Genomic DNA, 22,514 nt, shown 5'->3' with positions numbered 1-22,514 from the left:
AGGCATCGTCGATGCAGACATGGGCGAACTCCCAGCCCGCCCCGACGCTGCGGCCGGCGCTGCGATCCCCGGTGACGCGATGCCCCGGCTCCCTGAACCGGTTGAGCTTCTTGATGTCGAGATGGATCAGTTCGCCGGGGMGRGCGCGCTCGTAGCGGCGCGCCGGCTCGGCCGGGTCGAGGTCGCGCATCCGGCTCAGCCGCGCTCGTCGCAGGATCCGGCTCACCGTGGCCGGCGAGACCTGAGCCTGCTTGGCGATGGCCTGGCCGCTCAGCCGCTGGCGCCGCAGTGCGATGATCTGCTCGACCTGGCCTGCCGGCGTCGGGCGATGCAGCCGGCGCGGACGCGACGAGCGGTCCGCCAGCCCGGCCATGCCCTCGGCGGCGAAGCGGGCGATCCATTTATGGACGGTCTTGAGGCTGACGCGGGCCGCCCTGGCGATCACGCCAGAGGCCGTGCCTGCCGCCGCCATGCGCACGATCCGCTCTCGACCCAACTGCGTCAGACGGGCATTCTTATGGATGTTCATCCGGTCCTCCTTCGATGGAGACTGAAGCTTCGCAACCTCAGCTTCCTCGCTCGGGACCGGATGGACAACCTATTGAGAGCTCACATCTAGCCGACGCGGGCTGTGTCGAACTGGCCCGTCTTGCGGAAACGCCAGAGATAGGACGGCACGATGGCCTCGACCGAGGTCGGGGTGATTCCGATTCCCTCGAAGCAACGCCCCTCCGCCTTCGCCTGCTTCGAGACGACATTATCGATCTCGAGCAGCGTGACCTGATCACGCGTCAGCATCAGCTCGTCCGGCAGCAAGCCGAGCGTCAGGGTGTTGACGATTTCCAGAATGCGCGCCTGAAGCCGCGCCAGCGGGAACKGCAGCGACGCCAACACACGCTTGCGGCCGGTMACCTCGCAAACATAGGTCAGCAGCTCCTTGAAGCTCTTCACCTCAGGCCCGCCAAGTTCGTAGATTCGGCCGCCAGTGATCGTCCCGTCGATGGCGCGCGCCGCAGCCTCGGCGACATCGCCAACGAAGACAGGCTGGAACTTGGTCTCACCGCCGCCGATCAAGGGCAGGACAGGCAGCATCCGGGCGAGCGAAGCGAAGCGGTTGAAGAAGGAATCCTCCGGCCCAAAGACGATCGAAGGGCGCAGGACGATGGCCGAGGGAACCAACGACAGAACGGCAGCCTCGCCTTCTGCCTTGCTGCGGTCGTAGGCGGACCGTGATTCACGCGCGGCGCCAATTGCGGAAACCTGGACCAGACGGGTGATGCCGTGGGCAGCGCAGGCCTGCGCGACGGCACGAGCACCATTGGCCTGAACGGCCGAGAAGCTCTGCCGGCCGCCTTCCTGGAGAATGCCGACGAGGTTGATCACCGCATCCGCGCCACGCACCGCAGCAGCAACCGAATCGGGATAGCGCAGATTCGCCTGCACCGACATGATCTGCCCGACGGTGCCGAGCGGCTGCAGGAAACCGGCGAGATCGGGCCGGCGCACCGCGACGCGCACGCGGTATCCGCGCTTGACCAATGCACGCACGACATGGCGGCCGATGAAGCCGGAGCCGCCGAAAACCGTGATCAGCTGCGAGGACGGGGTCTGGGTGGCCATATTTCTCAAGCTCCGCCGAGGACTTGCCGCTGTCCTAGTGGATCGAACCTGCGCTGTGAAGGCGAACATTCCACAGATAGGCGCATGCCGGCTCGATATCCCCGTTGACAGCCTCCATCCGCCCCCGTAAACGAACCGCCGTTGCCCAGGTGGCGGAATTGGTAGACGCACCAGCTTCAGGTGCTGGCGCTCGCAAGGGCGTGGAGGTTCGAGTCCTCTCCTGGGCACCACTCTTTATCGCTTCGGCGCCGAAGAGTTTGGTTTTGTAAAGACTTGTGGCCGACTGCCTTCAGCAGGCGGCTCTACAAAGGTCGATTGCAAGACCACCCCCCCTCGCTACCAAGAGGGGGTATGACGACATGATGATCCGGGCGCCCGCCGACCTCTTCAAGGTCGCGCGCGGCTGCACCGTGACGCTGCCATCAGCATCCATTTCGAGACCATCGCCAACGCCGCCAACGTCCCGGTGCAACCGCGGATCAGGGGCACAGCGCCGTCCGACGATGAGACTGTCATGGCCGGAGCACGCTTCGTCTACGCTCTGCAGCCCTTCATCTCCTCACGGCGCCGTAAGCGGAGCAAAACCCGTCGAGAGATCGTGCCCCGCATATCCATCACGACGGGAAACGCCCTAACGTCGCGTCATTGATTCGGCTGACGAGCGGCATTGCCGCATGTTGAGGGGCGACGGGACTATGCTTCGAGGGGAAGCCAAGCGCACAGCGCTTGGGTTGAGGACGGCGCGCGCGCTTGTCGCGGCCGGTGTGGCAGCCTGCTGGAGCCTGGCGCCCCATGCGGCACAGGCGGCAGAGAATGGCACCGGTTTCTATCTCCTCGGCGGTCGCGGGCCGATGGCGGGATATCTGCCTCCGCCCGGATTCTATTTCGAAAGCGACACCTATTCCTACGACGCCAAGCTCGATGCGCGGAAATCGCTTCCGACGGGCGGCAGGGTCATCGCGAATGTGCGCAGTCAGGCGCGTGCCGACTTCCTGAATGGCACCTGGGTGACGCCGTGGCAGGCCTTTGGCGGCAATCTGGCGGTGGGCGCCGTCCTGCCCGTCGGGCGTGTCGCGGTCTCGGCAGGCGTCGAACTCGATTCGCCGCGCACGAACACGGTCGTCGGACGCTCGCTCCGCGACAAGGCGACCATCGTCGGCGACCCCGTCCTGTCCGCCACATTGGGATGGCATTCCGGCAAGTTCCACTGGAGCACGACGGCGCTCGTCAATGTGCCAGTCGGCGACTATCGCAATGGGCAGCTCGCCAACCTCGCCTTTCATCGCTGGGCGAGCGATCTCTCCGGCGCCCTGACCTGGTTCGATCCGGAAACGGGCATTGACCTCTCCACAGCGGTCGGCGTGACCTTCAACGGCACCAATCACGCGACGGACTACCGGACAGGTACCGAGTTTCACGTCGAATGGGCCGCGTCGAAGGCTATCACCAGCGCGATTTCGGCCGGCATCATCGGCTACCACTATCAGCAGGTTACGGGTGACAGCGGCGCCGGCGCCCAACTCGGCGCCTACAAGGGACGGACCACGGCCCTGGGTGGAACGATCGCGTATAATTTCGAGATCGGCAAAACGCCGATCTCGGCGCGCATCAAGGTGCTGCGCGAGTTCAGCGTGGAGAACAGGGCGCGCGGGACGGTGGGTCTGCTCACGGTGTCACTCCCCCTCACCGCGTCTCGATAGCCAATAGACGAACGGCCGCGCCGGTCTTGCCAGCGCGGCCGTTCAGAGTTTCAGCTTGCAGGCCTCCCCCTTCGGGCCGCCGGCTTATGCAGCGGGCCGAAGGTCCGAACTTTCCTGCCTGCTCGTTCCCGCCTGCTACTTGGCGAATTCGAGCGCCGGCGGCGTCAGGTTGATCTTGAACGGCGCAACCCGCAGGGCCTTCGCATCCAGATCGAAGCTGTTCAGATCGACCGCACGCAGGACCTGATCCTTGTAGACCTTGATGTAGTATTTCTTGGCCCGCAGGTCGGCGACCGAGGTCCACTGGGTGTATTCGAGCTCACCGCCCTTCGCAGCCGAGTCGATGAAGCCGATCGGGATATCGAAATTGTTCATGATGTGCTCGACAAGGCGCACGGTCTGCGGACCATCGGCAAGCTGCTTCGCCGACGCGGCATAGCCGAGCGCACGAATGAAGCGCGAGGGCGGCGTCGGGTCGCCCGGGATGCCGAGCAAGCCGGAGCCCTGACCGAACGGCGCAAACGTCTTCCCACCGATCTTCAATGGGTCGGCCGAGACCGGCGACATCTTCACATAGTTTCGGATGTTGTTGAGGTGCCAGTCGAAGGGCGGCGAATTGGTCAGGACGCCCATCGGGTTGTCATAGACCTTCAGCTTCCCGTCGATCGGCTCGATGACGATCGAGGCGCCGGTCGCATCATGGATCGGAAAATGGAAGGGCAAGGTGAAGTTCACGATCGGCGCAGGCAGATCGATGATCGCAGTCTTGTCGAGCGCCGCCTTCACCTCGGCAACGGTCGAGAAATTCGACAGCACCCAGCTCAGGAACTCCCACGGTGCCAGCGCGGTGCGCCCATCGGCCTTCTCAGGCGGCGTATAGCTGGCGAAATCGGGGAAATAGAGCGCGCCACCGGCGAGCCCCTTCTCGTTCATGCCGTCCGAGACGAAGGGCTGGCCGAAGCTCATGACGCCGACAAAGGCATAACGCGCCGTCCATTTGATGCCGGGCACATTGCTCGGGCGCGTCCCGACGAACTCGTAGTTGCGCGGCACGACGACGACATCGGACTGGGTCTCGATCGCGTATTCCAGCGTGCGGCCATAGACCGGCGTTCCATCCGCCGCCATCAGAAGTATATTCGTGCAGGCCTGAACCGGCATCACCCCGGCCATCAGGCCGGCCATCAGGCCGGCCAGCGCGGCCGCGATGCCCCGTTTAACAAATCCCCAACCGCCCAGACGCATGCCACGTTTCTCCAAGGTAAGCGGCTGTCTTGTTAGGCGGGCGGGAGCCCAATAATCGTGAAGGGCTCCGGTCAACGCTCAACTTTTGAGCGAAAAGAACAAAGTCAGTAAACCTGCACTTAATGCCGACGCCCCCCGCCTGAATGGCGCCAGGGGGCGCCGGATCGCACAGGCTCAGAACAGGAATTCATCGACATCCGCTTCTGCAGGCACGGCGACCGGCGCACGCGCCCCGGTCACTACTCCGCAAGCCTCGAGCACGGCGGTATGGATCTGGCGTTCCGCCGCCATGGTGTAGTTCGGCCAGATTTCCTGCTCGATGAAATCCCCGACCCGCGCGCGCAGATGCGTCTCCGGCAGTTGTGCGCCGGCAGCGCGCAGCAGTTCATGCGCCGCCCCCGTGATGAGATCACGCATGGCTCCGGTGCTCGAGAAGGACAATCCGGCCTGCTCGATCACGGCGCCGAACCGTTCTCCCTCCCGCAGCAGCTCGTCCAGGCTCGCACCGAGCCGGTCGCCGCTATGGCGCATGGTTGCGAGCGAGCTGCGCATCGTCAGGTCGCGCGAGGCGAAATAGGCAGCGTCGAGCCTCCCCTCGCATTTGAGCACCGATGAGGCGGCCTGCATCTGCGTGAAGGCTGGAGTCAGCTTGCGCGAATCGGTCGACACTTGATCGGCCGCGAACTTCAACTCCTGCGCAATCACCACGAGACTGCGCCCACCGGTGCCGATACGAGCCGCGCGCAGCCCTGCATTCATGCCGATCAGGACGATATTCGCAGCGGTCGCAGCAAGCGCCTCGACCGTGCCCTGGCAGGTGTCGAGAACGCTCGCCACCGCTTCGGTGACGCGATCGACGCCCGCACGGGCGATGTCGCATCGGCCCAGCAGCACTGAGGCCTCGGCGAGGTCAGCCTCCAGCTCCACCAGGAAGGATGCGGCCCCGCCATTGCCGCCGCGATAGAGCGACCTGACGAGATCGATCAGCTGCGTGGTCTCGCGGTCGAGCAGGATCAGCGCGCTGTTGATCTCTTCGACATCGGGACCGAGCGCTCCTGACGCTGCTTCAAGCTGCGCCGACTGAAGCCGGAGCAGCACGTTGACACAGGCGGCGCGTGTCTCGCCGTCCTCGTCGCCGACCGCTCCCGGCGCCTCACCCAGGCGCAGCCCGGAAATGGCATGCTCCAGCCTCTGGCGCATACTGTCACCGGACTGGAGAGCGATGATGGCGCCTCCGGTCGCCAATGTGATGCGGCCCGAGATCGCGGCAGCCTCTTCCGTCAGCGCGACGCTGCGGCTCTGGCGCTCGATGACCTCCGCCAGCGTCTGGCCGAGCTTGCCCGCCAGGGCTGCCAGGGATCTGCCATAGCGTCCTTCGAATTCGCGCTGCGCCGTCAGTGCGGAATCAAGAAGGCTGCAGAGCTGCGCCTGGTCGCGCGCGCAGCGCTCGATCGTGCGTTGGGCCTGCGTAGTCAGCGTGCCGATCTCGCCGGCGAAGTCGCCGAAATCGCTCCCGACCATCGGAATGGAGATCGCCTCGATCCGCGCGCTGCGTGCGAGGATGGTGATGAGCCGCATATGCTCGAGCAGCCGTTCCAGGGCCTGAGAGGCGTTGTGGCTGTGAATCGACAGATCCTGAAGCGCGCTGGTTTCGGCGGAAAGGTCGTCGTTCAGCGTGCGCAGCTCGCCGGCGAGACGATGCAGCGCCGTACGGGCCTGTTCGATCTCGCTGCCTGCGAGTTCGCTCGACAAGGCCGCGAGCTGCTCGTTCAGTGCCTGGAACAGCGTCAGGCCCTCGCCAAGCTGCTGCCCGGCCGTGGCGAAGGTCACATCGATCGCGCGCGCATTCGCATCGAGCGACTGGATCAACCTCGGTAGTCCTTCGTTATTCCGGAACATTCTGCCCCCAACGCATTGCGATTCAGCCCTCAGGCGGTTTGGGCGATCTCGCCTGCCCCGCCGCGCCCGAGATGCGGCCAGGCCATGATTTCCTGCGGGACCCGCGCAAGGCCGACCACGCGCTGGGCTGCGCCAAGCTCGATGGCTTCCTTCGGCATGCCGAAGACGACGCAACTCTCCTCGTCCTGCGCGAGCGTGTGCGCGCCGGCCTTGCGCATTTCGAGCAGCCCGCGGGCACCGTCGTCGCCCATGCCGGTCATGATCAGGCCGAGTGCGTTGGCACCGGCATACTGGGCCGCCGAGCGGAACAGCACATCGACGGACGGGCGGTGACGCGAGACATGCGGGCCGTCCTTGATGGCGACGCGATACTGCGTGCCGGAGCGCTGCAGGAGCATGTGACGATTTCCCGGCGCAATCAGGACGCGGCCGGCGCGAAGCTCGTCGCCATCCTCGGCCTCCTTGACCTCGACCGCGCAAATGCCGTTCAGCCGCCGGGCAAAGGCGGCAGTGAACTTTTCGGGCATGTGCTGCACCACCGCAATGCCGGGGCATGTGACCGGCAGGGCGGTGAGAACCTCCCGCAGGGTCTCGGTCCCCCCGGTCGAAATCCCGATGCAGACGATGCGATCCGTCTCGCTACGGACACGTCCCGGGACCGGTGGCGGCATGATGACATCCGCAGTCAGCTTCTTCTCGACGGGCAGGCGGGCCTGCCTGGGGCGCAGCCGCGCCTGCGCGGCCGCCCTGACGGAGTGCCTGAGCCGGTCAGCCGTCTCGATCAGGGCGTTGCGCGTGTCGATACGCGGCTTTGGCAGCACGTCGACCGCGCCGGCTTCGAGCGCATCGAACAGCGCCCGCGATCCCGCCTCGGTCAAGGTCGAGCAGATGATCACCGGGATCGGCCGCTGCGCCATGATCTTGCGCAGGAAGGTGAGCCCGTCCATGCCCGGCATCTCGATGTCGAGGATCATGACATCGGGCAATTCGTTCTGCAGGCGGCGCACGGCGGCAAAGGCATCGGCCGCCGTTCCCATCACCTCGATGCCCGGATCGTCGTTCAGGATCGAACTGAGGACCTGGCGCACCGAGGCGGAATCGTCGACGATGAGCACGCGGATCGGTGGGCCGGTCATGCTGCTGACATCCTGGGCGCGGCGGGATCGGCCTGATAGACGGTCGGGACGACCTGCTGCAGTCCGGCAATGCCACTGCCCGCCATCGATTCGGAATGGCCAAGCATCAGGTAGCCGCCGGGGCGCAGATGCGACACGAGGCGTTCGATGACGGCCCTCTGAGTCGGCCCGTCGAAATAGATCAGCACGTTGCGGCAGAAAATGACGTCGACGTCCCGGTCGAATGGATAGCTCTCATCCATCAGGTTCAGGCGCTCGAAATGGACCTTTCGGCGCAGCTCCGGCGTGACCCTGACGACGTCCTGCCGCGGATCCTTCGATCTCATGAGATAGCGCTGCTGCAGGGCCAGCGGCACCGGAGCGACGAAGGGGCGCGGATAGATGGCCGCTCTCGCCTCGCGCAGGACCTCCGTCGAGATGTCGGTACCCAGGATCGAGAAGCGGATCGGTCTGGCGGCATTCACCAGGTCCTGCAGCACCATCGCAACCGTATAGGCTTCCGCCCCTGTCGAGCAGGCAGCGCTCCAGACCTTCAGGCCAGCCGGAAGCGAGCCATGCCGCCGCAGCAGCTGCGGCACGGCGACATTGCGCAAAAACTCGAAATGGCTCGGCTCGCGAAAGAAATCGGTCTTGTTGGTGGTCACGCAATCGATCAGGTGAACAAGCTCGTCGTCGAGTCCGCCGCGCTCGAACAGATGGGCGCCGTAGCCGGACACCCCCGCCAGGCCAAGCGCGCGGGCGCGCTTGCGCAGCCTCCCCTCGACCATGGTGCGCTTCGTCGGCGGCAACTTGATGCCAACGCGGCTCTCGATGATCGCGGCGATGGCCGAGAAATGCTTGTCAGCCAGATAGTCCGAGGAATGCGACATCGTTGGCCCCATCGGTCTCAGGCTGCCTTACCGGCGGCGAGATCGGTCAGGGGGAGGCCGTCGGCTTCCATCAGGCGCTCGAGATCGAAGACGACGATGAAGGCTTCACCCTTGCGCCCGATCCCGGCGATGTAGTTCGACTGCCAGCGACCGCCGACATCGGGAGCGGCTTCGGTCTGGTCGGCGTCGAGACCCGTGACCTCGAAGACCCGATCGGCGACGAAGCCGACGCCCAGCGTCCGGCCCTTGACCGGCACATCCAGAATGATGATGCGCGTCGCGTCGGTCGGCTCCGTGCGCGGCAGCCCGAGCTTGGTCCGCAGATCGACGATCGGGTAGCCGGCGCCGCGGACATCGATCATGCCGAGCAGGAAGGCCGGCGCATGTGGCAGCTTCGATATCGGGCGCATGTCGAGAATCTCGCGGACATTGCGGATATCGATGCCGAAGAGCTCCTGATCGATGCCAAGGGTCAGGTATTGGGCGGTGTCGGCCATGGAAGACTCGCGATGCGGCTAGGGAACCAGGCGGATTGGAGGGCAGCAGGACCGGCCCCGCCTCCTGGGCGGGGCCGGTATCCGCTCAGGCGCGGTGGAACGCGGCGTCGTGCTGATCCTCGCCGCCATCTATGTCAAAGGCGAAGCCGCCATTGACGACCTTCTTGGCCGGGCGCAACCCGGAGACAGGCGCCTTCTTCGGCTGGATCGCCGTCGCCATGGCCGTGGCCTTGCCGCGCAGCTGGGTGACCGCCCTGTCGACACCAACCGGGCGCTGACTGTTCTTGCGCGTGCTGCCTTCATCGAGCCGGAAGAAGGCGATCGTGGCCTGCAGCGTCTCGGCCTGAGCCGAGAGCTCCTCGGAGGTCGCGGAGACCTGTTCGGAGGCGGCTGCGTTCTGCTGCGTCACCTTGTCGAGCTGCTGGATCGCCTGATTGATCTGGGCAGCGCCGACATCCTGCTCGCGGCTGGCGGAGGTGATCTCCTCGACCAGCTCGGCGGTCTTCTTGATATCAGGCACCAGCCTGGCCAGCATGGAGCCGGCTTCCTGCGCGACCTTGACCGTATCGGCCGACAGCGTCCCGATTTCCGCCGCAGCCGCCTGGCTGCGCTCGGCGAGCTTGCGCACTTCCGAGGCGACCACCGCGAAGCCCTTGCCATGCTCGCCGGCACGGGCTGCCTCGACCGCCGCGTTCAGCGCCAGCAGATCGGTCTGACGGGCGATCTCCTGGACGATGTTGATCTTGGCGGCAATGGTCTGCATCGCGTCGACCGCCTTGCCGACGGCAACGCCGCTCGCTTCGGCATCCTTCGCCGACTGCGAGGCCATCTTCTCCGTCTGGCTGGCATTCTCGGCGTTCTGCTTCACATTGGCCGCCATCTCCTCCATCGATGAGGAGGCTTCCTCGGTCGAAGAGGCCTGCTCGGTCGAGCCTTGCGAGAGCTGTTCGGCGCTGGCCGACAGTTCCTGGCTGCCCGAAGACATGTTCTCGGCAGCACTCGTCACCTGCCCGACGACATCACGCAGCTTCTCGACCATGTTCTCGAGAGCGATGCCGAGCGTGTCCTTCTCCGACAGCCTCTTGGCCTCGACCGTGAGGTCACCATTGGAGATCGCGTTGGCGACAGCGGCCGTGTCGTTGAGATTTGCCGTCATCGTGTTCAGCGCGGTGACGAGATCGCCGATCTCATCCTTGCTCTTCACCGAGATCGACTGTCCGAGGTCGCCGATCGCAACCGCATTGGCGAGACCGACCGCGCTCGACAGGCCGCGGCTGATCGCAAGGGCGATCCAGGTGGCGGCGATGATGGCGATCAGCAGCGAGCCCAGAATGATGCCGATGAGCAGCGTCTTGGCGAAGGCCGCCTGTTCGCTTGCTTCCTTGGCCGCCGCCGCGGCGGACTGCTTGATGAAGTCGGTATACTCATCGAGCCCCGCCATCATCTCGGTGACGGCTTCGCTGCCTTCGCCCATCGAGATCGTGCTGGCCTTGATGTTTCCCGCCTCGCCCGCGACGGCTGCGATCCGAAGCGCCGAATCGATACCCTTGTCGAAGGCGGCAAGCATGTTTGCCGGCGACACTCCCTGCTCCGCGATGGGGGCCGCAGTCTTGGCGAGCGCAGCGCGAACGTCGCGAGCCTGCACTTCGGCAGATTTTTGCAGCTTCTCGACATCGGCAACGGTCGTCGCGCCGAACAGCTGCCCGATCGACCGCGTCAAGCGCAGCCATTCCAGCCGCACCGACTGGAAATCGAGAGCCAGCCGCAGCGCCTCGGGCGAAGCGGACGGTTTGGCGAGCTCGCTCAGGAGCGCCGTCGAGGCGACCGTCACGCCCTGGATGAGCGGCGTCATCTCGCTGATCCAGAGTTCCGCAGCACGATTGTTCGAGTTCAGCTTGGCGTTGCGGATGACCTCGTCCTGCGCCGCGAAGAAGCGATTGATCTTCGGCGTCAGAGCCTCCCAGCGGCGCTTGCCGTCGTCGCTGGCCTGAGCCTGGATCCGCTCCTTCAGCTTCACGGCGTCGAGGCGGTTCTGGACGGCACTCGCCGCATGAGCGAGCGTTTCCTTGTCGGTTGCCGCCATGACGGCATTCTTTTCCGAGCGAACCGACCTGTTCATCATGCTGCGAACGTCGCTGATCTGGTCCAGCCGGTTGGTCCAATTGATCAGCACGTCCTGCGTCTCGGACATGTCGGACAGCCTCTGATAGGAAAGTCCGCCTGCCACCATGGACAGGGCAATGACCATGCCGAAGGCACCGGCCAGTTTAGTCTTGATCGTCAATCTCATAGTCAGTCCCCGATAAGCAACGTGAAGGGTGTCTTGCGCTGGATGGGTAGCGCTTCAGCTCAGAATTTTCTCGAGATCGGGAACGATGACGAATTCGTCGTTCCATTTGGTGATGAACCGGATGAATTCCGGCCGCCAGTGCATTCCCAGACGCGGTGTCTGCTGGATCTGGGCGGTTGAAATCTCCGTGACCTCGTAGACCTTGTCGGCCATGATCCCGAGCGCAACGGGATCACCGTCGATCTCGATCTCCACGACAACGATGCGGGTGTCGGCGGTGTCGGTTCGTCGCGCCATGCCGAAGCGCAGGCGCAGATCCGCCAAGGGGATGACATTGCCGCGCACATTGATGAGAGCCGGCAGAAAGGCGCGCGCGCCCGCAACCCGGGTGACGGGAACCGGGTCGATGATCTCGCGTACCATGTCGGCCTCGATCGCGAAGATCTCGCTGCCGAGCCCGATCATCAGGACCTGAAGCCGCGTCTCCGCTGCCGTGTGAGGGCCGTGGCCGGCGCCGCCTTGCGTCTGAATCTGCATCACGCCGCCTCCGGTGTCTTTTCGGTCTCGGCGCGGCTCTGGCCGAGCGAAACAAGTTGGGCGACGTCGAGAATGAGGGCAGCGGAACCATCGCCAAGGATGGTGGCGCCCGAGAACATCGTGACATCGGAGTGAAGCTTGGACAGCGACTTGATCACCGTCTGGTGGCTGCCGATGATCTGGTCGACGACCAGGCCGACGCGCGTATCCCCCATCGTGGTGATGATGACCTTCTGATGCGGGTCGGCCTCGCCGTCGGCCTCGAAGAGATCGCGCAGCCGCAGGAAGGGCACCAGGTCGCCGCGCACGTTCAGGAAGTTGCGTCCGCGCGCCCGAGCGTCCTCGGCCGCGGTCAGTTCGACGCATTCCTCCACCGCCGAGAGCGGAATGATGTAGCGCCCCTCGCCGACGCGGATCAGCAGGCCCTCGATGATGGCGAGCGTCAGCGGCAGCCGCAGCGTCACCGTGCTGCCATAGCCAGGCACGGTGGCGAGATCGATCGTGCCCCGCATGGCCTCGATCGTGCGTTTGACCACATCCATGCCGACGCCGCGCCCCGACAGCGCGGAGATCGTCCGGGCAGTGGAGAAGCCGGGATGGAACAGGAACTGATGGATCTCGTGTTCGCTCAGGGGCGTCCCGGCCGCGATCAATCCCTGTTCTTCGGCCTTGGCGCGGATGCGGGCCGCGTCGAGCCCGGCGCCGTCATCCTGCACCGTGACGAGCACCTGCGCCCCGACATAGCGCGCGGCGAGTTCGATCCGCCCCGTCGGCGACTTGGTGGTGCCGGCGCGAGCCGCAGGCGCTTCGATGCCGTGGTCGATCGCGTTGCGGATGAGGTGGACCAAGGGATCGGCAAGACGCTCGATCATGGTCTTGTCGAGCTCGGTATCCTCGCCGACCGTCACGAAATCGACGGGCTTGCCGAGATCGCGCGAGAGGTCGTGGACAAGGCGACGGAAGCGGCCGAAGAGCGAGCCCATCGGCACCATGCGCACCCCCATGGTCGAATCGCGCAAGCCGGACGCCAGGCGCTCGATTTCCTCGGCTATCGATTTGATCGCGAGATCCGTTCCGGAATGCGCGAGCTGGCTGAGCCGCGCCTGCGCAATGACGAGTTCGCCCACGCGATCCATCAACTCGTCCAGGCGCTCGGCCTGGACGCGGACGGTCGAGGTCTTGTCCTCACCGCGACGGGCGCCCTCGCTCCGCTCGCCAGTGGCACGCTCCGTCAGGGCGGGCTGCAACTCTTTCGCAACGGCAGGGACAGCGGGCGCCGCCGCAGCCACTGCGTCGATCTCCGCGCTCGCGGGACGCTTCGCATCCGCCGATCCCGCCAAGCCGAGCGGCGTGATCGCAAGCTTCATCTCATCGCGGACGAACATGAAGACATCCTCGATGTCCTCGCGCGTACAGCCCCCCTCAAGCTCGACCGTCCATGCGATCATGCATGTCTCCGGATCGAGCGCTCCGAGTTCCGGCACGCCGTCGAGATGCGCACTCATCCTGCATGAGCCAAGCGCGCGGAGGTCGTCGAGCAGGACCATCGGATTGGTCCCGTTGCGCAGGATATCCGGCTCGAAGGCGATTTCGATCAGCCAGCCTGCGCCGTCTGCGGCGGCCACCGCGGGAGGCTCGTCGAGGGCAGCACCGATGGGCGACGCCGTGCCTCCCCTCGCGCCCGTGGCGATCAGGGCCTGGAGCTCTTCGACGATCGCCTCACCAATGATCGGATCGGTCGAGTCGGGATCGTCGATCAGCGCGCGAATATAGTCCTTGGCGGCCAGGGAGACAGTGATGATGTCGCGCTCCGCCGAGATCTTGCCCTTGCGGATCAGGTCGAAGGCGGTTTCGAAATCATGGGTGAAGGCCGCGACCCGGTCGAAGCCGAACATCGCCCCCGAGCCCTTGATAGTGTGCAGCGCCCGGAACGCCGCGTCGATCAGATCGCTATCCTGGGGCGTCTGACCGAGATCGAGCAGCGCCGCCTCCAGACTGTCCAGCAGGTCGCTGGCCTCCTGCCGGAATGTTTCGGTCGGATCGAGCTCCATCATGTCCGCACCAGCTTGGCGACAACCGCAAGCAGTTGCTCCGGCTTGAAGGGCTTGGTGATCCAGCCGGTCGCGCCCGCGGCCTTCGCCTGCTGCTTGACCCCGTCATCGGACTCGGTCGTGAGGAAGACGATCGGCACCCCCGTAAAGGACGGGAGCGCACGCAGGCCCCGGATCATCTCCAGGCCGTTCATCACCGGCATGTTCAGGTCGGTGATGACGAGGTCGAAACGCTCTGCCTTCGCCTTGGCCAAGCCCTCGGAACCATCACCCGCCTCCACGACCTTATGGCCGGAGGGAGCGAGCACAAGCTTGATCATCTGCCGCACGCTCGGAGAATCGTCGACAGTCAGAATTGCCGCCATGCCACTCAAGCCCTGTTGATGAGAATGCAGTCACCGAACTGCGCGGGCGAGATGCCTGCCCGCACCAGCGCAGCGTTCAAGATGTCCGAAGGAGCCTGCAGCCAGATGCGCTTGCCCGCCGCTCGTGCGGTCCGGCCAGCCGAAATCAGAAGCTGCAATCCGGCGAGATCGATCACGGCAAGGGCCGAACAATCGATTTCGACCTCAGCCTCGGCCTGAACAGCAGAGGTCATCTGATCAAACAGATGACCTACCATTCGTAGCGAGCAATCTGCTGGAAGCATTAACGTCAGCACGAATTGAACCTTCTATATCTTGACCTTCGTTCCTTATGACCAACAAGATTCAATCTCCGACCGCGCACGAAATTCTGCCGAATTACAGCAGGATTACATACAAACAATCGAGATAGTTTAGGTCTGAAACGTTTGATAGGGCCAATCTTTACCTTCAATTCTGATCGATATATTAACCGCGAATCAGATATTGCGCTGTTTGTCAGGCAGTTGCGCCCGGCGAATCCAGTTTGCGCAATCTGTCCTCTCGCTTCGCCTACTGTAAAAAATCGTCGGCGGATTCAGGCAATCCGGTCGGCCTAGGGGCTTTCAGATGGGTCGACACCTGCGATGTCGGAAGCTGCCATGCAGCCAAGGGCTCGCCAGTACGCTTGCTTCCGCCGGCGATCTGTGCCGCGAGCCGAGGTCGAGAACGGTGTGATGACGCGCGCCCATCACCGCTCGACAGCGCGGCGCCAGACGCTGCTTCATTTCGTCACCCATGACCCTCACGAAGCCATGGACCACTTTGCAGCATGCGGAGTGAGCCTCTCGATCTCGCCGCAGAATGAGTCCTCTGGACGAATTGAGATCAATGCACTGAATCAAGCGTCGGACGGGATTGTCCTTACCCGTACGAGTTTCGAGAATGCCGTCGAAATCCAGCCACGGCAAAGTCCATGGGGATATCAGCTGCTGGTGGCGCTCAAGGGTTCGACGAGCATCGAGCTCGGAGATCGCGTCATTCGCTGCGAAAAGCAGCAGGCCGCGATCTTCGATGTGGGCGAGACCAAGGCGCTGCATCGTTCAGCCCATTCGGAAAACTATTCCGTTCTCATCGACAGAAACCTGCTGACCAACCGTCTGTTCGAACTGACCGGGGCGCCGGTCATGCGCAAGCTCAGCTTCGAGCCTGAGCTTGATCTGGAGCAGCCCTCAGTCGACGCCCTGCGTCGCTTCCTCGTGGGGCTCGACCTTTCGATGCTGGTCCGGTTGCTGCAGGATGCTCCACATGGCGCGAGGCGCCTGAGCGCCTTGCTGGCAGACCTCATCCTGGAGGTGTTGCCCCATAATCACGCCAAGGCGCTGGAACGGGGCTCGCATGTCATCGCCCCAAAGCACGTCAAGCGGACCATCGAATTCATCCGGGAGAATGCCCGCAGGCCGATCACCCCCGAGCAGCTTGCGGCGGTCGCCGGCGTCAGCCTGCGGGCCCTGCAATACGGCTTTCAGAAGTTCCTGGGGATGTCGATCTCCGAGTACGAGCGCTCGGTGCGGCTAGAGGCCGTCAAACGCGAGATCGAGGGCCATTCCGGCGAACGCGTCGGCGAGATTGCGCGGCGTTGGCGCTTCTCCAATTTCACGCGCTTCAATACGCAGTTCGAAGCAGCCTTTGGCCTAAGCGCGGTGGCACTGCGCACCCAGCTCAGCCAGCTGCCGCAACCGAAGGGAGCCGTGAAGCCCTAGATGCCGAAGCGACGAAGGGGGCTCGCCGGGGATCTCCGGGACAGGAATTCGAGCTTAGCGACTTCAACCGTCAAACAGGCGGCTCAGGCGCCACGCTCCAGCTCCGCCGCCGCAAAGGCGACATGGTAGAGGACGCGCGTCGGGACGATATCCTCGCGCGAACCACCGTCAGGACCGAGGCGGTTCGCCCAGAGCAGTGCGCCGTTGCCGAAGAAGAGCTCCCGGATCTCCGTGAAGTGACGTTCCGCGCGCTTCGCCGCGTCGCCGTCGCCGAAATGCCGCGCCCGCGCGATCTCGGCTTTCACATACTCGGTCTGCGGCCACAGCAGACGATCGAGAGACAGAGGATCGCCTGCTGCGCTCATCGCCTCGATGACCCCCACCCGGCCATCCGCGAAGCCCCGAACGCCATGCTGCATTGCCGAGGCGTAGAGCCGCTCGATGGGGGCAAGCACCCGATCATCGGCAGAGAGAGCATGGTATTCGAGCAGGAGCCAGACCCATTCGAAATGGTGACCCGGCTCGCGCCAGTCGCCCTTTTCCCCCGGGCAGGGCGCCAGGTCCTCGGTCATGAACTCGATCAGCGAACCGGTACGCACGTCGAAGAAATGCGCCAGGAAGAGATCGACGATGCCCCGCGCCCGCAGAAGCCACTCGGCTTCGCCGGTGACCCGGCATGCGGCAAGCAGCGCCTCGAGCAGGTGCATATGCGGGTTCTGGCGACGAGGGCCAGCGGAGGGCTCGAGGCTCTCGCGATAGCCGCCGGCCGGATGAGCCATCCGATCGTCGAGAAAGGCGATGGTCTCGCGCAGAACGGAACGATAGCCGGCATCGCCGGTCACGTGCTCCATCCAGGCAGAGGCGAAGGCCACGAAGGCATGATCGTAGAAGTCGCGGGTCGCCCCTTCGGGCCCGGTGCTCTGCCTGAAGCCGCCATCCGCCGAGCGCAACGCGTCGACGATCACGGCGAAGGCATCCTTCGCGGCCTTCAGCGCCCAGTCGCCCGGCACACCGAGCTTGTGTGCCACTGCAAAGCTGTAGGCAAGGCGAGCCTGGACCAGCAGCATCCGCGGCTGCCCGATCAAAGGCTCGCCGGATCCAGACAGCCCGCTCACGAAACCGCCGATGGGATGACGGGCAACCCGCGCCCAGCCTGGAAGCAGTTCCTCGGTCAGCCAGCGTCCGGCGCGGCCTCTGCGAGAAGCGAAATCAGGCATTCCGGCTGCCGCAGGATTCATCGTCACGTCTTCAAGCCACGCCATGTGTCGCCAGCAGATGCCGCATCCGTGCGACAGCCTTCTCGGGATCTATCAGGATGCCGGCCTGATCGGCCAGCCTGAAGACCCGCGAGAGATGCAGAATCGAGCGCGTGCTCTCCTGCCCGCCCAGCATTGTGAAATGGTCCTGATGACCGTTGAGCCAGGCGATGAAGACCACACCCGTCTTGTAGAAGCGTGTCGGGGCCGTGAAGATTTCGCGGCTGAGCGGAACGGTCGCCGCCAGTGTCCTGCGAAAGCGCTCCTGCTCGCCGCGCGCAAGATCGCCCAGCGCCGCGTTCACAGCCGGCGCAATCGGGTTGAAGATGCCAAGCAGCGCATCGGAGTGCCCGTGCTCGTCTCCCTCGATCAGCTCGGCGTAGTTGAAGTCGTCCCCGGTGAACATGCGCACTCCGGCCGGCAGGCGGCGGCGCATCAAGATTTCCTTGTCCTTGTCGAGCAGGGAGATCTTGATGCCGGCAACCTTGTCGGAATGGGCAGCGATGATGTCGAGCACCGTAGCCATGGTGGTCTCGAATTCGGCCCCGCCCCAGTAGCCTGCCAGGGCGGGATCGAACATGTCGCCGAGCCAGTGCAGGACGACCGGCTCGCGCACCTGCGACAGGATGCGCCCATAGACGCGGGCATAATCGGCCGGCCCGCGTGCCGCGGCGGCCAGCGCGCGCGACGCCATCAGGATGATGCGCCCACCGAGCGCTTCGACGGCCTCGCACTGGGTCTCATAGGCCCGCAGCACGTCATCGACCGTGACGCCCGGCCCCGGCTCCAGGTGGTCGGTTCCGACGCCCGAAGCGATCAGCGCCCCCGGGAAATCCCGGCTCGCCTCGACGCTGCGGCGGACGAGCTCCAGCGCCGAAGGCCAGCCAAGTCCCATACCGCGCTGCGCGGTATCCATCGCTTCGGCGACACCAAGACCCAGCKACCAGAGATGCCGGCGGAAGGCGATGGTGCGCTCCCAATCGATCGCTGCATCGAGCCAGGGATCGTGCTCGGCCGATGCATCCACCACGACATGGGGCGCAGCATAGGCCACGCGTGTGAACGGGCCCTCGTGCCGCTCGAAGGCGCGCGCCGGCGACAGGCTGAAGGTTTCGCTGCGCCCAGGCGCGACGGGTAGGACAAGGTTCGGCATTGAAGACCTCGGCGCTGTCACAAGCGGTGGAGATGGAGCCCGCCATCGACATGGAAGGCGTCGCCCGTGCTGAAGGGGAGTGCGCCGGTAGCAAGGGAGGCGACGGTGCGAGCGACATCCTCGACCTCGCCCCAGCGGGCAACCGGGGTCAGGCCGTCGGCGATCATCGCGTCATAGCGCGCGGAGACGGGCGCGGTCATTGGCGTATGAATCACGCCGGGCCGGATCTCGTGGCACATGATGCCATGTTCGGCGAGCCGCAAGGCAAAGAGCTTGACCATCATCGAGGCGCCCGCCTTGGAGATGCAGTATGCGCCGCGCTCGGGTGACGCCAGAATCGCGCTCGCGGAGGTGACAGTGATGATGCTGCGCGCGGTGCCAGGCGATGCGGCCTCGCCTGCCATGCGCCGGGCGATCGCCTGCGTCAGCAGGAACGTGCCGCGCAGGTTGATCCCCATCACATGATCGAACTCGTCAGCGCCACCTTCGAGAAGGTCGCCGCGCTGGCGCATCGGCACGCCGGCATTGTTGACATGGCAATGCAGCGGGCCAAGCGCGCCGGCCATGCTGTCGCCGATCCGCGCAGCGTCTGCTCCGATATCACCGGCGACCAGCGCATGGCTGCGACCGCACGCGACCACAGCCGCCGCGGTCTCTGCCAATGCCTCTTCGCTGAGATCGTTCAGGACGAGATCGAAGCCGGCCCTGGCCAGCGCGATCGCGATGGCCTGACCGATGCCGCGGCCTGCTCCCGTGACGCTGGCGATGGCCATGTCTCAGAGCCCCTGCCAGTTCGGAGCCCGCTTCTCGCGGAATGATGCCAGCCCCTCGCGCGCATCCTGCGTCGCCGACGCAATCGCTCCGCCCAGCGCCTCGAGCGCGCGTGACGGCGCATCGTTCTCATGCACCGAGAGCGCCAGCTTCGCAGCCGCGACCGCGACCGGTGCGCGTCCCGCGATCAGGTCCGCCAGGCGCGAAGCCTCGGCGCGTGCCCCTTCGCCTTCGAAGACACCGTTGACGAGCCCCCAGCCTTCCGCCCGCGCCGCATCGATCCGCTCACCGGAGAAGATCATCTGCTTGGCGCGAGGCAGCCCGACCGCGCGCGGCAGGCGCCCGGTTCCGCCCCAGCCCGGCAGTGTCCCGATCGAAACCTCAGGCATCGCGAACATCGCCTGATGCGACGCAATCCTGATATCGCAGCACAGCGCGAGTTCGAGGCCGCCACCAAAGCAGGCGCCCTCGACGACCGCGAGCGTCGGAACGCGCAACGCAGCGAGACGGCCAAACGCGGAATGACCGGGCACGATCCAGCGCTGCCACATCTCGATCGGCGTCAGGCCCGACCACGCATTGATATCGGCCCCCGCGCAGAAGGCCTTGCCCTCTGCCAGCAGCACGGCACAGCGAATGGCCGGGTCGGCCTCGATGGCGTCGCAGGCACGGATCAGTCCGTCGAGCATCGCCGGCGTCAAGGCATTGAGCTTGGCCGCGCGCCGCAAGGTGATGCTGGCGACAGGTCCCCGGACGTCGAATGAAAGCTCTTCGCTCATGGCCTGACTCCAAGGACGAGACCCATCGGGGCCGGATCGAACAGGCGAGGATCCATCGGCCTGAGATCGGCGGCGACCCTAAGCGGAATATCCGCCTGCTCCAGAACGTCGCGCTTCAGGTCGATGCCGTTGGCGATCTCGATCACCTCCGGCCCCTCATCGGTGAGGCGCAAAACGCAGCGCTCGGTGACATAGAGTACGTCCGTGCCAACGCTTCGGCTGCGGCGGCCGCTGAAGGTGACATGCTCGGCCTCCGGCACGAACTTCCTGAGCTTGCCTTCGCGCTTGATGGTCAAACCGCCATCGGCAATCGCAACATCGAGCCCACCCGTGGTGAAGGTTCCGCTGAAGACAACGCGCTTGGCGTGAGCCGTGATGTCGACGAACCCACCGGCGCCAGCCGTCAGATAGGGCCTCGAGCCCAGCCGCGAGACATTGACGTCGCCCGCGGCGGAAATCTGGAGGAAGGAGAGCAGCGCGCAGTCGAAGCCGCCCCCCTGGAAATAGGTGAACTGCTGGGGTGAAGGCAGGATGGCGTCGGCATTGGCCGCGCATCCGAAGGCAAAGCCTGTCAACGGCATGCCGCCGACCGCACCCTGCTCGATAGCCCAGGTGACGCTGCCGGCCTGCCCTTCGGCGAGCAGCACGCGTGGAACCACGGCCGAGACGCCGAAGCCGAGATTCACCGCCCAGCCAGAACGCAGCACCATCGCCGCGCGCCGGGCGATCACGGTCTCGATGCCGAACTCCGGCAGTTCGAAAGCCGAAGCCGGCACGCGGATCTCGCCGCTGATCGCGGGGTCATAGTCGATTCCGGTGGTCTGACGCTGGTCGGGGTCGACCACGACGTGGTCGACAAGATGTCCCGGCACCACAACCTGGCGCGTCGGCAGCGAACCGGTTGCGACGACACGCTTCACCTGGGCGATGACGATGCCGCCATGGTTGCGGACGGCCATGGCCTGGTCGAGCGCGCCGAGCGGTGCGCCCTCATGTTCCATGCTGATATTGCCGCGCTCATCGGCCGTCGTGCCGCGAATGATCGCGACCTTCGGTACGATATTGGGGAAGTGCAGCCACTCCTCGCCGCCGAACGCGACGACGCTTACCACCGGGGGACGGGCGCGTGCCGCGTCGTTCATGGCGCAGCCATGGCGCCGCGGGTCGACGAAGGTGTCGAGCCCGACCTTGGTGAGGACGCCGGCTCGTCTTGCCGCGACATCGCGGTGCATGTCGAAGAGAATCCCGGATGGAACGTTCCAGGCCGCAATCTCATTGCTGCCGATCATCGACCAGATCCGCGGGGACGGAAGCGAGGACGGGCCGGACGGATAGGAGCCGGCCAGGATCGCGCTGAGCAGGCCTGGCTGGGCGAGATGGTCGATGCCGTCGATGCCGTACATGTCGCCGGCGGCGATCGGGTGCAGCGTCGTCAGATTGCGCGGATGCCCCTCCGCCTTGAAGCGTTCGCCGATCGCCTTGAGCACGGCGTCGGGACAGTTCAACCCGGACGAGGACGAGACGGTGACGACGGCGTCGTCGGGGATCAGGCGGGCCGCGGCCTGCGCGGTGATGACAGATTTAGACATGGCGATGTCCAGGGAGGAAGGGGGCGCCCGTCGTGTTCCGGACGATGAGGTGAGCGGGTTGAAGGCAGGTCTTCGGCGGCGCGTTCGGATCGTCGAGGCGCTCGAGCACGAGTTCGGCCGCCTTGCGTCCAAGGTTGCGGGGCTCGATCGCAACCGTGGTCAGGGCTGGCGTCCGCAAGGCCGCCTCCATGATGTCGTCGAAGCCGGTGATCGAGAGCTCGCGGCCCGGTGTCATGCCGCGCTGCGCCAGCGCCAGCGTCGCACCGATCGCCACGAGATCGTTGAAGCAGACGAGCGCCGTGGGCTGCGGACCAAGCGCCAGGGCGATCTCCGCAGCAGCCACGCCGCCTGCCAGCGTCGGCGGACAGGCGATGGAGATCGGCGGCGGCAGACCCGCCTCGTCGGTCGCCTGCTTCAGGCCGGCGAAACGTTCGCGCTGGACCGAGGTTTCGTCATTATGCCCGGCGAAGGCGATGTGCCTGTGACCGAGCCCCAGCAGATGGCGACCAATGGCCTGCGTACCTGCCGCGTTCTGAGCGCCGGAATAATCCGAGACCAATCCCTCGACATGGCGCAACGCCTGGACCAGCGGCAGGTCGGACGGAATCTGGGCTCTCAATTCCGACGCATCGCTGCCGGTCGACGGGCAGAGGATCAGCCCGTCGAGCCGATGTTCGCGCATCCGGGTCAGGATTCGTGACTGCCGTCCGCAATCCTCGCGCGTGTCGGCGATCAGAACGAGCGCGCCCTCCGCCTCCAGGCTCTCGGACACGCCGGCGGCGAGCTCCGAATAGAAGGGGTTGGCAAGATCGAAGACGATCAACCCGATCGTGCCCGAACGAGCGCCCCGCATCGCGGCAGCGGCACGATCATAGATATAGCCCAGCTGGGACGCGGCGCGCTGAACCCGCTCGCGCGCCTCGGCCGAAACCGGGGCGCCGCGCAGCGCCAGCGAAGCGGTCGACTTCGACACGCCCGCCTGTTCCGCGACTTCGATCAGCGTGGGCCGGGACAT

20 protein-coding genes and 1 tRNA gene are annotated in these 22,514 nt (G+C 65.3%); 3 read left to right on the top strand and 18 right to left on the bottom strand.

Annotated features, from left to right (window positions below):
- Both AC1DIO_RS25915 and AC1DIO_RS25910 read right to left on the bottom strand, forming a co-directional pair.
- On the bottom strand, positions 1-529 hold a 529-nt coding region (locus AC1DIO_RS25915), incomplete at its 3' end, for a leucine zipper domain-containing protein (protein ID WP_476854287.1).
- Positions 530-615: 86 nt separating this feature from the next.
- Positions 616-1,620 carry a complex I NDUFA9 subunit family protein gene (locus AC1DIO_RS25910; protein WP_476854286.1) on the bottom strand — a complete coding sequence of 335 codons (1,005 nt, stop codon included), beginning with the start codon at positions 1,618-1,620 and terminating at the stop codon, positions 616-618.
- A gap of 143 nt (positions 1,621-1,763) precedes the next feature.
- Between AC1DIO_RS25910 and AC1DIO_RS25905 the strand changes: the two genes are divergently transcribed.
- Together AC1DIO_RS25905 and AC1DIO_RS25900 are read left to right on the top strand one after the other, a co-directional pair.
- Positions 1,764-1,850 (top strand) — tRNA-Leu (locus AC1DIO_RS25905).
- 465 nt (positions 1,851-2,315) lie between these two features.
- Positions 2,316-3,320, top strand: coding sequence for a SphA family protein (locus AC1DIO_RS25900; protein ID WP_441507875.1), 1,005 nt, complete (start codon positions 2,316-2,318; stop codon positions 3,318-3,320).
- Between the two features lie 135 nt (positions 3,321-3,455).
- Here the strand turns inward: AC1DIO_RS25900 and AC1DIO_RS25895 are convergent, their stop codons facing one another.
- The 10 genes from AC1DIO_RS25895 to AC1DIO_RS25850 form a co-directional block, all read right to left on the bottom strand.
- Positions 3,456-4,565, bottom strand: coding sequence for a linear amide C-N hydrolase (locus AC1DIO_RS25895; protein ID WP_476854285.1), 1,110 nt, complete (start codon positions 4,563-4,565; stop codon positions 3,456-3,458).
- A gap of 174 nt (positions 4,566-4,739) precedes the next feature.
- Positions 4,740-6,464, bottom strand: a complete 1,725-nt coding sequence (locus tag AC1DIO_RS25890; protein ID WP_441507873.1) for a coiled-coil domain-containing protein — start codon at positions 6,462-6,464, stop codon at positions 4,740-4,742.
- Positions 6,465-6,493: 29 nt separating this feature from the next.
- The gene (locus tag AC1DIO_RS25885; protein ID WP_476854284.1) at positions 6,494-7,600 is read right to left on the bottom strand and encodes a protein-glutamate methylesterase/protein-glutamine glutaminase; all 1,107 of its coding nucleotides are present in this window, start codon (positions 7,598-7,600) and stop codon (positions 6,494-6,496) included.
- Positions 7,597-8,469 carry a CheR family methyltransferase gene (locus AC1DIO_RS25880; RefSeq protein ID WP_441507872.1) on the bottom strand — a complete coding sequence of 291 codons (873 nt, stop codon included), beginning with the start codon at positions 8,467-8,469 and terminating at the stop codon, positions 7,597-7,599. Before AC1DIO_RS25880 ends, AC1DIO_RS25885 begins: the two co-directional genes overlap by 4 nt.
- Positions 8,470-8,486: 17 nt before the next feature.
- Positions 8,487-8,966: a chemotaxis protein CheW gene (locus AC1DIO_RS25875; RefSeq protein ID WP_441507871.1), complete on the bottom strand. Its 480-nt coding sequence runs from the start codon at positions 8,964-8,966 to the stop codon at positions 8,487-8,489.
- 85 nt (positions 8,967-9,051) lie between these two features.
- The gene (locus AC1DIO_RS25870) at positions 9,052-11,256 is read right to left on the bottom strand and encodes a HAMP domain-containing methyl-accepting chemotaxis protein (RefSeq protein WP_441507870.1); all 2,205 of its coding nucleotides are present in this window, start codon (positions 11,254-11,256) and stop codon (positions 9,052-9,054) included.
- 54 nt (positions 11,257-11,310) lie between these two features.
- A complete protein-coding gene (locus tag AC1DIO_RS25865) occupies positions 11,311-11,793 on the bottom strand; it encodes a chemotaxis protein CheW (RefSeq protein WP_441490254.1) in 483 nt (160 codons plus the stop codon).
- Entirely contained in the window at positions 11,793-13,847 is a 2,055-nt protein-coding gene (locus AC1DIO_RS25860; RefSeq protein ID WP_441507869.1) for a chemotaxis protein CheA, read from the bottom strand. The genes AC1DIO_RS25865 and AC1DIO_RS25860 overlap by 1 nt, the downstream gene beginning before the upstream one ends.
- On the bottom strand, positions 13,844-14,209 hold the full coding sequence (locus AC1DIO_RS25855; protein ID WP_441507868.1) for a response regulator: 366 nt from the start codon (positions 14,207-14,209) through the stop codon (positions 13,844-13,846). Before AC1DIO_RS25855 ends, AC1DIO_RS25860 begins: the two co-directional genes overlap by 4 nt.
- Before the next feature lie 5 nt (positions 14,210-14,214).
- Positions 14,215-14,505, bottom strand: a complete 291-nt coding sequence (locus AC1DIO_RS25850) for an STAS domain-containing protein (protein WP_441507867.1) — start codon at positions 14,503-14,505, stop codon at positions 14,215-14,217.
- A gap of 420 nt (positions 14,506-14,925) precedes the next feature.
- Here AC1DIO_RS25850 and AC1DIO_RS25845 point away from each other — a divergent pair, with 420 nt between their 5' ends.
- Positions 14,926-15,951, top strand: a complete 1,026-nt coding sequence (locus AC1DIO_RS25845) for a helix-turn-helix transcriptional regulator (RefSeq protein ID WP_441507866.1) — start codon at positions 14,926-14,928, stop codon at positions 15,949-15,951.
- An 83-nt stretch (positions 15,952-16,034) separates the two neighbouring features.
- Here AC1DIO_RS25845 and AC1DIO_RS25840 read toward each other — a convergent pair whose 3' ends face one another.
- Genes AC1DIO_RS25840 through AC1DIO_RS25815 form a run of 6 tightly spaced genes read right to left on the bottom strand, consistent with a single transcriptional unit; the run spans position 16,035 to position 22,514 of the window.
- Positions 16,035-17,168, bottom strand: coding sequence for an AGE family epimerase/isomerase (locus tag AC1DIO_RS25840; RefSeq protein ID WP_441507865.1), 1,134 nt, complete (start codon positions 17,166-17,168; stop codon positions 16,035-16,037).
- Between the two features lie 31 nt (positions 17,169-17,199).
- Complete coding sequence (locus AC1DIO_RS25835) at positions 17,200-18,360, bottom strand: dihydrodipicolinate synthase family protein (RefSeq protein WP_476854283.1); 1,161 nt, start codon at positions 18,358-18,360, stop codon at positions 17,200-17,202.
- Positions 18,361-18,377: 17 nt separating this feature from the next.
- The gene (locus tag AC1DIO_RS25830; RefSeq protein WP_441507863.1) at positions 18,378-19,133 is read right to left on the bottom strand and encodes a 3-ketoacyl-ACP reductase; all 756 of its coding nucleotides are present in this window, start codon (positions 19,131-19,133) and stop codon (positions 18,378-18,380) included.
- Positions 19,134-19,136: 3 nt separating this feature from the next.
- Positions 19,137-19,910 (bottom strand): enoyl-CoA hydratase/isomerase family protein, encoded by a 774-nt coding sequence (locus tag AC1DIO_RS25825; protein WP_441507862.1) that lies wholly within the window; start codon positions 19,908-19,910, stop codon positions 19,137-19,139.
- Positions 19,907-21,499, bottom strand: a complete 1,593-nt coding sequence (locus AC1DIO_RS25820; RefSeq protein WP_441507861.1) for an acyl CoA:acetate/3-ketoacid CoA transferase — start codon at positions 21,497-21,499, stop codon at positions 19,907-19,909. Before AC1DIO_RS25820 ends, AC1DIO_RS25825 begins: the two co-directional genes overlap by 4 nt.
- Positions 21,492-22,514, bottom strand: coding sequence for a LacI family DNA-binding transcriptional regulator (locus AC1DIO_RS25815; RefSeq protein WP_441507860.1), 1,023 nt, complete (start codon positions 22,512-22,514; stop codon positions 21,492-21,494). Before AC1DIO_RS25815 ends, AC1DIO_RS25820 begins: the two co-directional genes overlap by 8 nt.

Source organism: Allobosea sp. 05T439, assembly GCF_056396005.1.
Note: the sequence above shows the minus strand (reverse complement) of the source record. Positions and strands in the feature narration are given on the sequence as shown.

Bases quoted from the DNA above. Each gene is read 5' to 3' on its own strand.
- AC1DIO_RS25890 (WP_441507873.1), bottom strand. From the start codon at position 6,464: ATGTTCCGGAATAACGAAGGACTACCGAGGTTGATCCAGTCGCTCGAT.
- AC1DIO_RS25895 (WP_476854285.1), bottom strand. From the start codon at position 4,565: ATGCGTCTGGGCGGTTGGGGATTTGTTAAACGGGGCATCGCGGCCGCG.
- AC1DIO_RS25860 (WP_441507869.1), bottom strand. From the start codon at position 13,847: ATGATGGAGCTCGATCCGACCGAAACATTCCGGCAGGAGGCCAGCGAC.
- AC1DIO_RS25900 (WP_441507875.1), top strand. From the start codon at position 2,316: ATGCTTCGAGGGGAAGCCAAGCGCACAGCGCTTGGGTTGAGGACGGCG.
- AC1DIO_RS25820 (WP_441507861.1), bottom strand. From the start codon at position 21,499: ATGTCTAAATCTGTCATCACCGCGCAGGCCGCGGCCCGCCTGATCCCC.
- AC1DIO_RS25885 (WP_476854284.1), bottom strand. From the start codon at position 7,600: ATGACCGGCCCACCGATCCGCGTGCTCATCGTCGACGATTCCGCCTCG.
- AC1DIO_RS25865 (WP_441490254.1), bottom strand. From the start codon at position 11,793: ATGCAGATTCAGACGCAAGGCGGCGCCGGCCACGGCCCTCACACGGCA.
- AC1DIO_RS25830 (WP_441507863.1), bottom strand. From the start codon at position 19,133: ATGGCCATCGCCAGCGTCACGGGAGCAGGCCGCGGCATCGGTCAGGCC.
- AC1DIO_RS25845 (WP_441507866.1), top strand. From the start codon at position 14,926: ATGACGCGCGCCCATCACCGCTCGACAGCGCGGCGCCAGACGCTGCTT.
- AC1DIO_RS25880 (WP_441507872.1), bottom strand. From the start codon at position 8,469: ATGTCGCATTCCTCGGACTATCTGGCTGACAAGCATTTCTCGGCCATC.
- AC1DIO_RS25870 (WP_441507870.1), bottom strand. From the start codon at position 11,256: ATGAGATTGACGATCAAGACTAAACTGGCCGGTGCCTTCGGCATGGTC.
- AC1DIO_RS25840 (WP_441507865.1), bottom strand. From the start codon at position 17,168: ATGCCTGATTTCGCTTCTCGCAGAGGCCGCGCCGGACGCTGGCTGACC.
- AC1DIO_RS25855 (WP_441507868.1), bottom strand. From the start codon at position 14,209: ATGGCGGCAATTCTGACTGTCGACGATTCTCCGAGCGTGCGGCAGATG.
- AC1DIO_RS25875 (WP_441507871.1), bottom strand. From the start codon at position 8,966: ATGGCCGACACCGCCCAATACCTGACCCTTGGCATCGATCAGGAGCTC.
- AC1DIO_RS25815 (WP_441507860.1), bottom strand. From the start codon at position 22,514: ATGTCCCGGCCCACGCTGATCGAAGTCGCGGAACAGGCGGGCGTGTCG.
- AC1DIO_RS25825 (WP_441507862.1), bottom strand. From the start codon at position 19,910: ATGAGCGAAGAGCTTTCATTCGACGTCCGGGGACCTGTCGCCAGCATC.